11 protein-coding genes are annotated in these 13,755 nt (G+C 60.1%); 4 read left to right on the top strand and 7 right to left on the bottom strand.

Features of this window, described 5'->3' with window-relative positions; translation table 11 throughout:
• Positions 1-155: 155 nt before the first annotated feature.
• From GPK94_RS10240 to GPK94_RS10220, 5 genes are all read right to left on the bottom strand, one after another.
• On the bottom strand, positions 156-2,405 hold the full coding sequence (locus GPK94_RS10240) for a molybdopterin cofactor-binding domain-containing protein (RefSeq protein ID WP_215655712.1): 2,250 nt from the start codon (positions 2,403-2,405) through the stop codon (positions 156-158).
• 20 nt (positions 2,406-2,425) lie between these two features.
• Positions 2,426-2,914, bottom strand: coding sequence for a (2Fe-2S)-binding protein (locus tag GPK94_RS10235; RefSeq protein WP_101693022.1), 489 nt, complete (start codon positions 2,912-2,914; stop codon positions 2,426-2,428).
• A 36-nt stretch (positions 2,915-2,950) separates the two neighbouring features.
• A complete protein-coding gene (locus GPK94_RS10230) occupies positions 2,951-3,691 on the bottom strand; it encodes a GntR family transcriptional regulator (protein WP_215655711.1) in 741 nt (246 codons plus the stop codon).
• 270 nt (positions 3,692-3,961) lie between these two features.
• Positions 3,962-5,209: a DUF2812 domain-containing protein gene (locus tag GPK94_RS10225; RefSeq protein ID WP_215655710.1), complete on the bottom strand. Its 1,248-nt coding sequence runs from the start codon at positions 5,207-5,209 to the stop codon at positions 3,962-3,964.
• A complete protein-coding gene (locus GPK94_RS10220) occupies positions 5,200-5,562 on the bottom strand; it encodes a helix-turn-helix transcriptional regulator (RefSeq protein WP_215655709.1) in 363 nt (120 codons plus the stop codon). The genes GPK94_RS10225 and GPK94_RS10220 overlap by 10 nt, the downstream gene beginning before the upstream one ends.
• Before the next feature lie 174 nt (positions 5,563-5,736).
• Here GPK94_RS10220 and GPK94_RS10215 point away from each other — a divergent pair, with 174 nt between their 5' ends.
• Positions 5,737-6,300, top strand: coding sequence for a biotin transporter BioY (locus GPK94_RS10215; protein WP_101693026.1), 564 nt, complete (start codon positions 5,737-5,739; stop codon positions 6,298-6,300).
• 82 nt (positions 6,301-6,382) lie between these two features.
• Positions 6,383-7,672 (top strand): glutamine-hydrolyzing GMP synthase, encoded by a 1,290-nt coding sequence (guaA, locus tag GPK94_RS10210; protein WP_101693027.1) that lies wholly within the window; start codon positions 6,383-6,385, stop codon positions 7,670-7,672.
• A 174-nt stretch (positions 7,673-7,846) separates the two neighbouring features.
• Here guaA and GPK94_RS16425 read toward each other — a convergent pair whose 3' ends face one another.
• On the bottom strand, positions 7,847-10,432 hold the full coding sequence (locus GPK94_RS16425) for an S-layer homology domain-containing protein (protein WP_215655708.1): 2,586 nt from the start codon (positions 10,430-10,432) through the stop codon (positions 7,847-7,849).
• 43 nt (positions 10,433-10,475) lie between these two features.
• Positions 10,476-10,958, bottom strand: coding sequence for a hypothetical protein (locus tag GPK94_RS10200; RefSeq protein WP_215655707.1), 483 nt, complete (start codon positions 10,956-10,958; stop codon positions 10,476-10,478).
• A 323-nt stretch (positions 10,959-11,281) separates the two neighbouring features.
• On the opposite strand from GPK94_RS10200, the gene GPK94_RS10195 reads away from it, so the two are divergent.
• Together GPK94_RS10195 and GPK94_RS10190 are read left to right on the top strand one after the other, a co-directional pair.
• On the top strand, positions 11,282-11,740 hold the full coding sequence (locus tag GPK94_RS10195; RefSeq protein ID WP_193536615.1) for a MarR family winged helix-turn-helix transcriptional regulator: 459 nt from the start codon (positions 11,282-11,284) through the stop codon (positions 11,738-11,740).
• Between the two features lie 3 nt (positions 11,741-11,743).
• Complete coding sequence (locus GPK94_RS10190) at positions 11,744-13,720, top strand: MATE family efflux transporter (protein WP_215655706.1); 1,977 nt, start codon at positions 11,744-11,746, stop codon at positions 13,718-13,720.
• Positions 13,721-13,755: the final 35 nt, after the last annotated feature.

Below are 13,755 nucleotides of genomic sequence, written 5' to 3'. Positions count from 1 at the left end.
TGACGGCATTCTGACAGAGAAAACAACGAGATAAAATCCTTCTTTTCTGCCTTTTATGGTAGGATGTTTTTGACGGGCCGTCAAGAGGGAAATGGATGCGGAAGACGGCCTTACCGCACAGGGGCGGAGGCTCTGCCCTCCAAAGTCGTGGGGGATCAGCTGCGGCCTTCCATGGCGGCCTTGACCCGGTCGGGGGTCAGGGGCAGCACATGGAGATCGGCGTCCAGGGCGTCGTTGACCGCGCCCACGATGGCGGGGACCACCGGGACGATGGAGGCTTCGCCGATGCTCTTGCCGCCGTAGGGGCCGCCCTGCTCGAACTCCTCCACGAAGTGGATGGAGATGGGGGGCAGGTCGGTGGAGCGGGGCAGACGGTATTTCTTCAGATTGGCGTTGATGGGGCGTCCCTTCTCGTCCAGCTGGAGGCCTTCAAAGAGGGCCATGCCCATGCCCATTAGGACGGCACCCTCGATCTGGCCCTCCAGCAGCATGGGATTGAGGGCAGTGCCCACATCGCACACGGCCAGATAGTCGGTGACCTTGACCTCGCCGGTCTGCTTATCCACCCGCACCTCGGCAAAATGGGCGCCGTAGGAGCCGGCGTTGTGGTCGGAGCAGTAGGAGACCGTCTCCAGCAGCTTGCGCTTCTGGTGGTCATAGGCATAGCAGGCCAGGTCCGCTCGGGTCAGACGGGTGTCGCTGCCCTCGGTCCAGTAGGCGCCGTCGCTGTGCTGGACCTGCTCCACCGGGCAGCCCAGGGCGTCGGCGGCCACAGCGCGGAGGGTCTGCTCCATCTGGCGGGAGACCGTCTCCACCGCGGCGCCGCCCGACCAGGTGTTCCGGCTGGCGCCCGAACCCATGTCATAGGGGCAGGTGTGGGTATCCGAGTGGGTCAGTTCGATCTGATCGAAGGGAATGTCCAGGGTCTCGGCCACGATCTGCTTCATCAGAGTATAGGTGCCCGCCCCGTGGTCGGTGAGGCCGGTGCGCAGCAGGACGGAGCCGTCCTCATGGACCATCAGTTCAGCCACGGTGATGTCGGGGGCAAAGGGAGCCACGCCATTGCCGTGCAGGGCGGTGGCCACGCCGTAGCCGTAGACATAGCGGTCGGTCTCCTTGGCGGCCTTGCCGGCCAGCTTCTCCTTCCAGCGGAAGAGCTCTGCGCCCTTGACCAGACAGTCGTGGACCCGGGCGTTACCCAGGGTGTCGTTGGCACCCCGGTCCAGACCGTAGGGGCGGACCAGGTTGCGCTCGCGGAAATCCACGGGGTCCATATGGACTGCCTTGGCCGCCTTGTTGACCAGAAGCTCCAGCGTGGTGAAGACCTTGGGGGAGCCGAAGCCGCGCATGGCCCCGCCCACAGGGGTATTGGTATAGGCCGCCTTGCCGTCAAAGCGCTGGTTGGGGGCCTGGTAGACCTTGAACATCTTTCCGCACATGGCGGCCTGGACGTTGATGCTGCCGCCGCAGTAGGGGCCGGAATTCATGAAGGAGCGGATCTCAAAGCCGGTCATGGTGCCGTCCTTCTGCACGGCCATCTTACCGTAGAGCTTGATGGCATGGCGGGTGTAGGTGGAGACCATGGACTCGGTGCGGTTGTAGCGGATCTTGACCACCTTGCCGCCGGCCTTCTTGGAGAGCAGCAGGGCGATGGGCTCCAGCAGGACGCCGTCCTTTCCGCCAAAGGTGCCGCCGATGAGTCCGCCGTGAATGGCGATCTTGGTATAGGGCAGGCCGAAGATCTGGCCCAGCATGATCTGGACCCGGTGGACGCCCTGCTGGGGCTCCCACACCTCCAGATAGTCGCCCCGGTTCCAGCGGGCGATGCACTGGTGGGGTTCAATGGCGCCGTGGTGGATCATCTGGGTGGAGAGGGCGTTTTCCACCACCACGTCGGCCTCGGCCAGAGCGGCGTCCACGTCGCCGCACTCGGCCCGCTGGGCCTTGAGCAGGTTGCCCTCGGGGTAGATGTGGGGAGCGTCCTCCTTCAGGGCCTCCTCGGGATCAAAGACAGCGGGGAGCTCCTCATAGTCCACCTCGATGAGCTTGATGGCCTTCTGGGCGATGGCCTCGGTGTCGGCGGCTACGGCGGCCACCTCGTCGCCCACAAAGCGGACCACGTCGTCCAGCACCCGCTCGGTGGCGGGGATGCCGTCCTTGGCCCAGCGCATGATGCGGTTGAAGCAGGTCTTGGGGGAGTCCTGATAGGTGATGACGGCCCGCACGCCGGGCAGTGCCTCGGCCTTGCTGGTGTCGATGGAGCGGATGCGGGCGTGAGCCACGGGGCTGGTCAGGACCTTGCCCCAGAGCATACCGGGGAAGCGCAGGTCGTCGGTGTAAACGGCCTCGCCGGTGACCTTGGCCACGGCGTCAATGGTGGGGGTGGGCTGTCCGATGTACTTCATAATACTGGTTCCCTCCTCATTTAACCCTGCTGGGCGCCGTCGTCCTCCCGCATCCGGCGGGCGGTGAGCTGAACGGCCTCCACGATCTTCTTGTATCCGGTGCAGCGGCACAGGTTGCCCTCCAGCGCGGTGAGGATCTCATCCTCGCTGGGGTCCGGGTTGTTGGCCAGCAGCGCCAGAGAGGTCATGACCATACCGGGGGTGCAGTAGCCGCACTGGATGGCTCCGGCGTCCACAAAGGCCTGCTGGACAGGGTGGAGGTGGCCGTCGTGGCTGACGCCCTCGATGGTGAGAATGTCCGCGCCCTCCAGGTTGCGGGCCAGCAGCACGCAGGAGTTCTTGGGCACGCCGTCCACCAGGACCTTGCAGGCGCCGCAGTCGTTGGTGCCGCAGCCGTACTTGGTGCCGGTCAGGTTCAAAACCTCCCGCAGTACATAGAGCAGGGTCCAGTTGTCCTCGATTTGAAGGGCGTGGTCTGTGCCGTTGATGTGAAGGGTAATGTCTCGCATCGTCAATGCATCCTTTCTCTCCAAAATCCGGTTGGGTTATGACTGTGCGCCGATGTTCCAGTTCTGGAGCACGCGCATCCCATAGTGCTGGGGATGGAAGTAGTGGACGTTGAGCAGGACGGGCACATCCTGCACATCATAGAAGAGCTGTTCGCAGTAGAGAAGGGGAGTTCCATTGGGGAGCTCAAAGAGGGCGGCGACCTTTTCGTCCGCGGCCACGGCCTGGTAATCGTTGAGGGAGTGGGCCAGCTTTTTGCCGCAGTGATCCCAGATACACTCGTGGATGTACCAGTTCTGCTCCTCCGGCCGGAAGGGGCGCTTGACCAGATCCAGGGAGAGGCGGCTGATGGTAAAGACGCCCGGGTGCGCATCGGCCGTGTAGATGGTCTCGTAGCGCTGGAGCAGGCTCTCCGGCTGGACCTGGAGCCGCTCCGCCAGCGCGGGGGAGGCCGGCTCGATCCCCAGAAAGAGCATCTTCATCCCGGGGGTGCGGCCGTTGCGCCGGAAGGTGTCGGCAAAGGAGAAACCCTGGTCCACCCGGTTCGTGGGGTCCAGCGCGCTGGGGTGGATGAAATTGCCCACGCCGTGCCGCTTGGTGAGATACCCCTCCAGGGTGAGCATCATCAGGGCCTCCCGCAGGGTGACCAGACTGATGCCAAGGCGCTTGGCCAGCTGATCCTCGGGCGGGAGTTTGTTGCCTGGAAAGGTCTCACTGCGAAACATATCCAGGAGGCGGCGTTTCACCGCCATATACGAGCTAAGATTGGTTGCAGCCATTCCGACATCCTCACAATCCTTATAAGTTGTACGCTGTCCTTATAAGTTTACGGCATTATTCTACATCGTTTGTATCACAAATACAAGCGTAATTCTTTTTGATCTTGAAATTTGTACAAAGTGCTTTGTTTGCCTGAAATGGATTGGTAAAAAAGACTGAACTTTAGCGTGCAAAATCGAGAGACGCCTGTGCAGAATCCCATGTACCGGAAGAGAAACACAAAAAGACCGCGACCTCCGGGAGAGAGGCAGCGGTCTTTTCATGGACTGTCAGGTGAGGGCCTGGGCCAGGGCGGGCAGTGCGGCGGACAGATCTTCCAGGCCGTAGTAGCGCAGGACGACCACCTGGGCGCCCCGCCGGGCAAAGAGCATCTCCCAGGTATCTTCCACCGCGTCGTAAACCAGGGCGGTCTCGTCCAGGCCGGGCTGATCCACCCGGAGGAACTGGTAGCGTTCCGGCTCGTGCTCCAGCTCATAGGCGTACCAGTCGTCGTACTCCTCCTGGATCAGCGCCCGGAGGAGGGGTTCTGCCAGGAAGGGCAGGGTGAGCCGGTAGTAGGAGAGGCGGAAGGAGGGGGAATAGGTCCCGCTGTTATCCGGCCAGCTCCGGCCGGGGACCTCGCCGCCCTCCTCGATCTCATACTGGGCGGGGGCGAAGAGGGACCACGCCGCTTGTACGTGATTTTCCATGTCCCGGTCTGAGAGATAGAGGTGGCGGTAGGTGAAGGCGGGATCGGTCTCAATGTGGGTGAGATGAAAGGAGAGGGGAGAGGGGTGCTCCGGCGTGATGTTCCAGCGCTCCCGCCCGGAGATAGAGCGGACGGAGATACCGGCCGAGAGCACTGCGAAGAGCAGCGCGAAGAGAATCAGGAACCGGCTCCGGGTCACCTGTCCCCGGAAGCGGCCGGTCCGGTGTTCCATGGGGATGCCCTCCCGGAGGCTGCGGCGCAGACGGCAGAACCGGCGGCACTGGAGGAGCAGCCAGGCGAGGACGATCAGATCCAGAAGAAGGGAGACCAGCATGGAGAAGGCGGCGGAGCTCTCCACCAACTGAAGCACGGGAGGGCGGCCGCCCAGAAATCCGGCAAGGATCATACCAATGCCCAGCAGAAAGAGGGGGGTACACAGGCTCACATTCCGCCGGATGGACTGTTCCAGCAGCTCCAGGGTCATGCTCTGGGTGAGAGGGTCGGTGTGGAGCTCCGGAGCGTCCGGGTCGTCACAGCGGTAGAGGGAGAACTGCCCCAGCTTTCCCACATAGAGCCAGCCCATCTCCCGGGCCTGCTGAAAGGTATCCAGGTCTGGGGTGGGGGAGAGCGGAGAGATGGCATCCAGCCGGTAGCGGACCGCCCCGGGGGTGTCCCGCCGGAACCAGAGCAGACCCTTGGAACAGCGGACGAAGTAGAGCCCCTGGGCGGCCATCTGGACCAGCCAGCTCTCCATGGCGGGGATGTCCCAGGGGTCTACGTAGTTCAGCCGGGGGACCAGCCGGGGACGCCGAGAGGAGCTCAGGCCCATTGCGCCCCCTCCCCTCCCGTCGGCACCGGGGCGGCACTCAGCTCCCGCTCGGTCTCGGCCGCGTCCCGCAGGCAGGCGCGCAGGCGGCGGAGCTCCTCCTGGTAGCGCTGTTCCCCCAGCTCGGTGAGGGAATAGGTGCGCTTCCGGCCCAGGATGGACTGCTCCCGGATGAGGCCCTCCTCCTCAAATTTGGCCAGAATGGTATAGAGGGTGCCCGGGCCCAGCCTCACCCGCCCCTGGGTGCGCTTCTCCACAGAGGAGGCGATCTCCGTGCCGCAGCGGGGCCCGGGCTGAAAGGCCATCAGGACATAGAACATGGGCTCGCTCAGGGCCTCCAGGGCTTTCTTTGCCATAAGTCTCACCTCGAATATCAAGAGTCGATATCGTCTATTGATATTATAATATCGCACCTCGATATTGTCAACGCTCCTATTCGATTGTAAACCGATAATAAAATTAAGTTGACAATCAATCTGGGATATGGTAAAGTTCCAGGCAGAATCATACCGAACATAGGAGGATGTGACATGGATACAAAGACTCTTTCCCGGGGCAGGACCCGGGCGCTGGCCGAGTGTGCACTGATGGCGGCGGTGATCGCGCTGTGCGCCTGGATCTCCATTCCCGCGGCGGTTCCCTTTACCTTGCAGACCTTCGGTATTTTCGCGGCAGTGGCCATCCTGGGCGGAAAGCGGGGGAGCGCGGCGGTGGCCGTCTATCTGCTGATGGGCATGGTGGGCCTGCCGGTCTTTGCGGGATTCAAAGGTGGGATCGGCGTTCTTCTGGGGGCCACCGGCGGCTATATCCTGGGCTTTCTGGGCTCTGCCCTGACCGTGTGGGGGATGGAGCGGCTCCTGGGCCGCCGCGGATGGGTCCTGGCGCTGTCCATGGTGCTGGGTCTGGTGGTCTGCTATGCATTTGGGACGGCCTGGTTCCTGGCGGTATATACCCGGACCTCCGGCCCCATGAGCCTCTCGGCGGCGCTGGGACTGTGCGTGCTGCCCTTTGTGCTCCCGGACGCCATCAAGATCGCTCTGGCCCTGCTGGTGGGCCGCCGGGTGGGTCAGGCACTGGAACGCCGGGCGGGATAACGGCGGAATTCGACCAAATCTCTTGCGGCCCGTGCGCCGGTATGGTAGGATAAGACCAGAATCTGACATAGGAGGGACTGCGATGAAGCAGGACATGATCGTCATTCTGGATCTGGGCAGTGAAGAGAACCCTCGACTGGCCCGGGAGATCCGTGCCCTTGGCGTGTACAGTGAGATCCATCCCCATGACATCACGGCGGAGGAGCTGGCCGCGCTCCCCAACGTGAAGGGCGTCATTCTCAACGGCGGCCCCAACCGCGTGGTGGACGGCGTGGAGATCGACGTCTCCAAAGAGATCTACAATGCCCCTGTTCCGGTCCTGTTGGCCGATCACGGGGGAGACGCCCCCTGGCCCGCCGATCCGGAGGAGCGGAAGGCCGCTCTTTCCAACTTCGTCTTTGGGGTCTGCGGCGCTCAGGCCAACTGGAATATGGAGAACTTCATCGCCGATCAGGTGGAGCTCATCCGCCGGCAGGTGGGGGACAAGAAGGTCCTGCTGGCCCTCTCCGGCGGCGTGGACTCCTCGGTGGTGGCGGCGCTGCTCATCAAGGCCATCGGCAAGCAGCTGACCTGCGTCCACGTGAACCACGGCCTGCTGCGCAAGGGGGAGCCCGAGCAGGTGGTCAAGGTGTTCCGGGATGAGATGGACGCCAACCTCATCTATGTGGATGCGGTGGACCGTTTCCTGGACAAGCTGGCCGGTGTGGCCGACCCCGAGGAAAAGCGGAAGATCATCGGCGGGGAGTTCATTCGGGTCTTTGAAGAGGAGGCCCGCAAGCTGGACGGTATCGACTTCCTGGCCCAGGGCACCATCTATCCCGACATCATCGAGTCGGGCACCAAGACCGTGAAGGCGGTGAAGAGCCACCACAATGTGGGCGGACTGCCGGAGGACCTGAAGTTTGAGCTGGTGGAGCCTCTGAAGATGCTCTTCAAGGACGAGGTGCGCGCCTGCGGCGCCGCGCTGGGTCTGCCCGATTCCATGGTATACCGTCAGCCCTTCCCGGGCCCCGGCCTGGGCGTGCGCTGCCTGGGCGCCATCACCCGGGACAGGCTGGAGGCCGTCCGGGAGAGCGACGCCATCCTGCGGGAGGAGTTTGCCCAGGCGGGCCTCCAGGGCAAGGTGTGGCAGTATTTCACCGTGGTGCCCGACTTCAAGTCGGTGGGCGTGCGGGACAATGTGCGTACCTTTGACTGGCCGGTGATCCTGCGTGCGGTCAATACCGTGGATGCCATGACCGCCACCGTGGAGGATGTGCCCTTTGCTCTGCTGCAGAAGATCACCCAGCGCATCACCTCCGAGGTCAAGGGGGTCAACCGGGTGCTCTACGATCTGACGCCGAAGCCCAGCGGGACCATCGAATGGGAGTAACCCAGACAACCGGAAGACACTGGTTTTCTGAGGCCGGATGCCCTCTGTGGCAACGATTTGGCAACCTCGTTTCATGATTCATAAAAAGAGAGCGAACTGATTTTGCTTGGTCAGTTCGCTCTCTTTTTTGTCATAAATTCTGTTTCAAATCGTATGGGGCTTGAATGGAATCAATCAGCCCATGCGGCTGATGAAATGATAGAGGATAGCCGCCACTTGGACGCGAGTAGCGCTGCCCTGAGGTGCCAGGCTTCCGTTGCCCATACCGGAGATCAACTCCTGCTCCACAGCCCAAGCCATAGCTTGTGTCGCCCAGGCACTGGTGTCGCTGCCATCGGCATAGGCACTCACATCGCCGCTGGATGCAGGCTTGCCCGCATAGTTCCACAGCATCACAGCCAGCTGCTCTCGGGTAAGGATCTCTTCCATATCGCTGCCGTCGGAGATACCCTTCTCCACAGCCCACTGCTGTCCGGCCTCATACCAACTGCCCGAAGAAACAGAGATATCCGCGCCATCGTAGGCGGCCAGCACAGTGACGAGCATAGCCCGGGTCATGGGCTGCTCAGGGGTAAAAGTAGTCTGGCTGGTACCGGAGAAGATCTCCCGGCTAGAAGTAAAGTCAATGTACGCACTGCCCCAATAGCTGTCCTCTACATCCTCAAAACGCTTGCTGTTATCCACGATTTTTACGGTCTCCCCATTTTCCAGAGTGATGGTCACACCGGTCTGGGTGGGGATGGAGTTCTTCACAATCTCCTCGGTCCCATCTTCCTTGATGATGACGGCTACCGTTCCGGGGGTCACGTTGGAGACGGGGATCTCCACCTTAGCCGAGGTGCCGGATGGCAGAATCACGGATACCGTGGGGGCATTCTCACGGTCGTTGGTGGCGGATACGCCGGGCATGGGAAGCGCAACGGCTTCCCCCATCTGGGCGGCATCCTCCACCACGGTAGAGGGCAGGGTCACCTGGGCATCCACCTGGCCGGTTTTATCGGTGGTGACCACAGAGGAAGCACCGTTTTGATTGGATACCGTTGTCTGGCTGGACCCGTCCGGCTTGGTGACGGTCTGAGTCTTGTTGCCCTGGGGATCGGTCGTGGTCTCGGTGACGGTACCGTTGGGCTGGGTCACGATCGTGGTGATGGAGCCATCGGGATGGACCGTGGTTTCTGTCTTATGGTCCGAGCCGGAAGTCCCGCTGCTGGAGCCCCCGCCGGACCCAGCAGAGGAGGTCTTTTCCCACTGGGCAGTGAGCGTCATACTTTGGGTGAGAGAGCAGGGGACGCCCCCCTGGAAAGTAGTCTCTCCCTCACGCCAACCGGCAAAAGTGTAGCCCGTTTTCTCCAGAGTGGGGAGGATCACAGAGACCGTCTCGACTTCCGTAGTGAGGATGATCTCCTCGCCGAAGTCATTGTCCCGGAGGTCCCAGTTCTGGTCGTTGTCCTGGACAAACTCCAGATAGCTACCGGACAGAATATGGTTTCCGGTAAAAATAGAGCCGTCCTGATAGAAGGAAATGCTGCTGCCGTTGCGGAGGGTGTTGCCGGTGATGGTCTGGTCATTGCCTGCGATACTCAACTTGGTCCCGTCCATGGTGTTGCCAGTGAACTGGCCCTGGGGAGCGCAGAGGATCAGGCAGGCACCGCCCTTCAACGTGGAGTTGGTGACGATGAGGGACTCCAGTTTTCCCTCTTTATCATCATAAATGGCATGGGACATGCCGTCAAAGGTACAGTTGTCCACTGTGACGGTCTCATGGTCGTTGTCGGTACCGCTGATAAAAATGCCATACGAGAGATCTTTGCCGCTCAAAAGGGACACGTTCTGGAAGACGTCGCCGGAAGCTGCGCCGATGCCGTACCCGTCCGCACTGCCGGTAAGGTCCAATGTAAAATTGCGGAAGGTGTTGCCGCCATTGGATTGGAATGCCTGGGTGTTGAGGGTCAGTACATGGCCATTGCCCTCCAGCGTGATGCCGGAGAGATTGCGGATGGTACTCCAAGTACTGGAAGTGATGTCCCGCAGCAGAGAAATGGTATCGCCGGGCTTGGCAGCCTCGGCAGCTCGGCTCAGATCAGAGTAGGACTGACCGTTGACCTGTGCCACAGCGGGCATATGGATGGTGCAGCCCGCAATATTTACCGTGGCAGGGGGGTGGGCGCCATACCACAGGCTGCCGACATAGCGTTCTGCCTCCAGAATATCCTGCCGGTCCGGGCCACTGTAAATTTCGCCGGTGAATTCGCAGTTCTCCAGGGTGGGCGGAGTCTTGCCGCCGTTGTCCAAAAAGGTGCCGGCAAAGGCGCCGGCATAGATGCGGCCATCCTCCTCGGGGGTGACGGTCTGCCACACCACTACATTTTCTGCAGTGCAGTCCTGGATGGTGTTGCCGTAGTGGAGGATGCCGCTGACACCGCCGATACCGTTATGGGCGCCCTGGACCGTAAGGTCCCGGACCGTACAGCCGGAAGTAACACAGTTTCCTTCACCCATAAAACCTACAATTCCTCCGGCATATCCGCCGGTGATGGAAACAAAGGAGGTTTCAGCGCCATCTCCCACCACGGAGCAGTCCGAGATGGAAGTATAGCCGTTGCCTAAAATAGCCCCTACATACCAGTAGCCGGAGATCTGTATGCTGCCGGTAACATGGACATTGGTGATCTTGGACTCTACATTCGCATCCCCGCCTACCACTGCGGCTACACGGCCGCTGCCAGTCACATCCACGTTGTGCAGCGTGAAGTTTTTCACTACGCCGCTCTGGGTGGCGCCAAAAAATCCGATGCTAATATTCTTATCTGTATAAGACAGTCCACGGGTAATCTTCAGGTTGGAAATGGTATGACCATCTCCATTGAAACTGCTTTCCAGATCCGCCTCCGCCAATGGGAGTCCACTCCCGGTTGCCCAGATCCATATCAGCGCCTAACAGGATAGTCTTACCCTGAAAGCTTTCCCCCTGATTGACCAACTGGGCCAATCCGGCAAGTTCCTCAGGGGTAGAGAGGATGTACTGAGTCTCGGACCCGGTAAACCAAGCTACATCGGCGTTGTCCTTCCAATCGTCGGAGACAGCAGGCGTCTCTTCCGATACCTCAACGCTTTCATCTCCTGCGAGAGCGTTTTCTGCGGAAAGGGCGGCGTTTTCATTGGTCTGGGGACTATTTTCTTCAGACAGAACAGGGGGATTGTCCAAATCCTCCGCAAGCGCCGTAGCCGGAAGCATGGTCAGACACAGGGGCACGACACACGCCATGCTGAGCAGCCGTTTTTTCATAGAGTTCCTCCTTTTTACGCACACAAAAAGTAACAATAATCGTTATCTTATTCATTTTAATAAAATTTTTGTAACCAAGCAAGATGGAAAAATATCAAAAGCTATTACAAAAATTCTACATATATCGCCGCAATATCACAAAAATCAAGAAAATATTTACTCTCCGGTAAAGATTCACATGTGTAATGCTTTTCTCTGTCCAACGTTTACGGAGTGGGTATCCTTTTCCTTTTCCGAAGGAAAGACGGTTGACTTTCCTCAGAAAAAGGAGTATATTAAATCGCATACGATGCATCTTATGCGATTCAATATGGAGGGAGAATATGATTCAGAATACACAATTCCGCGCGGCTTCTCTGATCGTACAGCTGGGGAACGCCGTGACCTATTATCGAAACCTGAAGATGGAGCACATCGGGCTCACCTCCGTGCAGAGTGACGCCCTGATCGCCGCCTTACGGAACCCGGGGATCACCGCCGCCCGTCTGAAGGAGCAGCTCCAGCTCTCCCAGTCCACGGTGGCCGGCATTCTTTCCCGGCTGGAGGGCAAGGGTCTGATCGAGAAAAAGGCGGATCAGGAGGATGCGCGGAAAGCCATCCTGACTCCCACGGACCAGGGGCTGGCCCTGGAGATGCCCCTGAAAGAGATCGCCCTGGAGACCCAGCAGTCCCTGGTAGAGGGGATGAGTGAGGCGGAACAGGAGGAATTCATCCGCCTACTGGACATCGCTCTGGAGAACATGAACCGTGTCCGTCAGGCACAGCCGTCCGGAGGAAGATAAGCGATGAAAAAAGACAAGGAACTCTTTACCACCATGCCGGTGGGCAGGGCAGTGGCCAAGCTGGCTGTACCTACGGTGGTCAGCCAGATCATCGTTATCCTCTACTCGCTGGCGGATACCTTCTTTATTGGACAGATCGGAGACCCCAACCAGCTGGCCGCTCTCTCGATCACTTTTCCCATCTATACGCTCCTTACAGCGGTCGCCAATCTGTTCGGCATCGGCGCCAACAGCGTCATTGCCCGCAGCATGGGCCAAAACGATGAGGCCACGGCGAAGAAGGCGTCCTCCTTCAGCTTTTGGGGCTCTCTCGCACTGACCGCCGTTTTGTCCATTCTGCTGGCCATTTTCATGCGGCCGGTTCTCTTTTTCTTCGGTGCGGACAGCCTGACCTTTGGCTACACCAGCGATTATCTGGGCTGGGTCTTTGTCATAGGCGGCATTCCCACGGTGGCCGGCCTGGTGCTGGGACATCTGGTGCGCGCCGTCGGTAAGACCAAAGAGGCCAGTATCGGTCTCACCCTGGGCGGGGTCATGAACATCATCCTGGACCCGGTCTTTATTTTTGTCTTCCAGATGGATGTGGCCGGCGCGGCGCTGGCTACCATGCTCTCCAATACCATCTCCATGCTGTATTTTTTTGCCGTACTGGCCAAGATCCGAAAGACAACGGTCCTGACCATCTCGCCAAAATATGTTTCTCTGGAGAAAAATGTCTGCTGGGCGTCCCTGGCGGTTGGCTTCCCGGCGGCCATTTCGGTGCTGCTGGTGTCGGTCTCCATCTCCCTGCTCAACGGACTGCTCCTCAGCCATGAGGGCGGCAACATCCTCTCGGCCTCCTATGGCGTGGCCTCCAAGTGCGGTACCATCGCCCTGCACATCAGCATCGGCATTGCCCAGGGCGTGATGCCTTTGATCGGCTATAACTACGGGGCAAAGAACCACAAGCGGGTCCATCAGGTCTGCAATCTCTCTTTCCGGATCCTGCTGGTCTTCTCCCTGATTTTCCTGGCGCTGGTGCAGGTCATGCCCGAGACCATCGTACGGATCTTTACCCCGGATGCCCAGACCATCGAGGTGGGCGGGGTCTTCCTGGCCCGCTGGTCCTGGTGTGTGGTGGGCATGAGCCTCTTCAATATGTACAACTCCATTTTCCAGGCGGTGGGCAAGTGGAAGACCTCTCTGTTTCTGGCCGTGCTCCGGCTGGGCGTGATCTTCTCCGTGCTGTGCTTCCTGATGGATGCGCTCTTTGGGGTCAACGGCCTGATGTGGGTGCAGGCCATCACCGATACCGCCTCCTGCCTGATTGCAATGGCCCTGTATGCCCGGTTCAAGCAATCGGTGATGCAGGAAGTTATGCACCAGCAGGCCCCCGCCGCCGCGCCGGTATCCGGCAGCCGGATCGTCACCATCAGCCGGGAGTTTGGCAGCGGCGGCAGAACGATCGGCAAAAAGGTGGCCGAAACCCTGGGCATTCCCTGCTATGACAGTGAGCTGATCGACAAAATCGCGGCGCAGAGCGGTCTGGCAAAGGAGTTCGTGGAAAAATACGGTGAGTACGCCCTGTCGGATAAGCTCTATGAAAACGCCCTGTCCAGCCGCGGCCGGGACGGGCAGTCCGCCATGGATAAGATCTGGCTGGCCCAGAAGGAAGTCATTACCGATCTGGCCGAAAAGGGCCCCTGCGTCATTGTGGGCCGCTGCGCCGATTCCATTTTGCAGGATCTTGCCGATTGCCTGACCGTGTTCATCCACGCCTCGGATGAGCAGCGGGCCGCGCGCATCGTGTCGGTCTATGGGCAGAGAGAGGAGTCTCCCGCCCAGCGTCTCCACGAAAAGGACCGGAAGCGGAAAGCCTATTACGAGCTCTACACGGGTACCGAGTGGGGCAATGCCGACAGCTATCAGCTGTGTCTGGACAGCGGAAAAATTGGGATCGACAAGTGTGTCAGCATCATCTGCGACCTGTATGCGAGCTAATATAGCCGCGGAAGTATTTGGAACGGGTATTGGCA

The organism is Pseudoflavonifractor sp. MCC625, assembly GCF_018784545.1.
Classification (GTDB): domain Bacteria; phylum Bacillota; class Clostridia; order Oscillospirales; family Oscillospiraceae; genus Pseudoflavonifractor_A; species Pseudoflavonifractor_A gallinarum.
Note: the sequence above shows the minus strand (reverse complement) of the source record. Positions and strands in the feature narration are given on the sequence as shown.

Excerpts from the sequence above, each read along its gene's own strand:
- GPK94_RS10240 (WP_215655712.1), bottom strand. The coding sequence starts at position 2,405 with ATGAAGTACATCGGACAGCCCACCCCCACCATTGACGCCGTGGCCAAG.
- GPK94_RS10235 (WP_101693022.1), bottom strand. The coding sequence starts at position 2,914 with ATGCGAGACATTACCCTTCACATCAACGGCACAGACCACGCCCTTCAA.
- GPK94_RS10230 (WP_215655711.1), bottom strand. The coding sequence starts at position 3,691 with ATGGCTGCAACCAATCTTAGCTCGTATATGGCGGTGAAACGCCGCCTC.
- GPK94_RS10225 (WP_215655710.1), bottom strand. The coding sequence starts at position 5,209 with ATGGGCCTGAGCTCCTCTCGGCGTCCCCGGCTGGTCCCCCGGCTGAAC.
- GPK94_RS10220 (WP_215655709.1), bottom strand. The coding sequence starts at position 5,562 with ATGGCAAAGAAAGCCCTGGAGGCCCTGAGCGAGCCCATGTTCTATGTC.
- GPK94_RS10215 (WP_101693026.1), top strand. The coding sequence starts at position 5,737 with ATGGATACAAAGACTCTTTCCCGGGGCAGGACCCGGGCGCTGGCCGAG.
- guaA (WP_101693027.1), top strand. The coding sequence starts at position 6,383 with ATGAAGCAGGACATGATCGTCATTCTGGATCTGGGCAGTGAAGAGAAC.
- GPK94_RS10200 (WP_215655707.1), bottom strand. The coding sequence starts at position 10,958 with ATGAAAAAACGGCTGCTCAGCATGGCGTGTGTCGTGCCCCTGTGTCTG.
- GPK94_RS10195 (WP_193536615.1), top strand. The coding sequence starts at position 11,282 with ATGATTCAGAATACACAATTCCGCGCGGCTTCTCTGATCGTACAGCTG.
- GPK94_RS10190 (WP_215655706.1), top strand. The coding sequence starts at position 11,744 with ATGAAAAAAGACAAGGAACTCTTTACCACCATGCCGGTGGGCAGGGCA.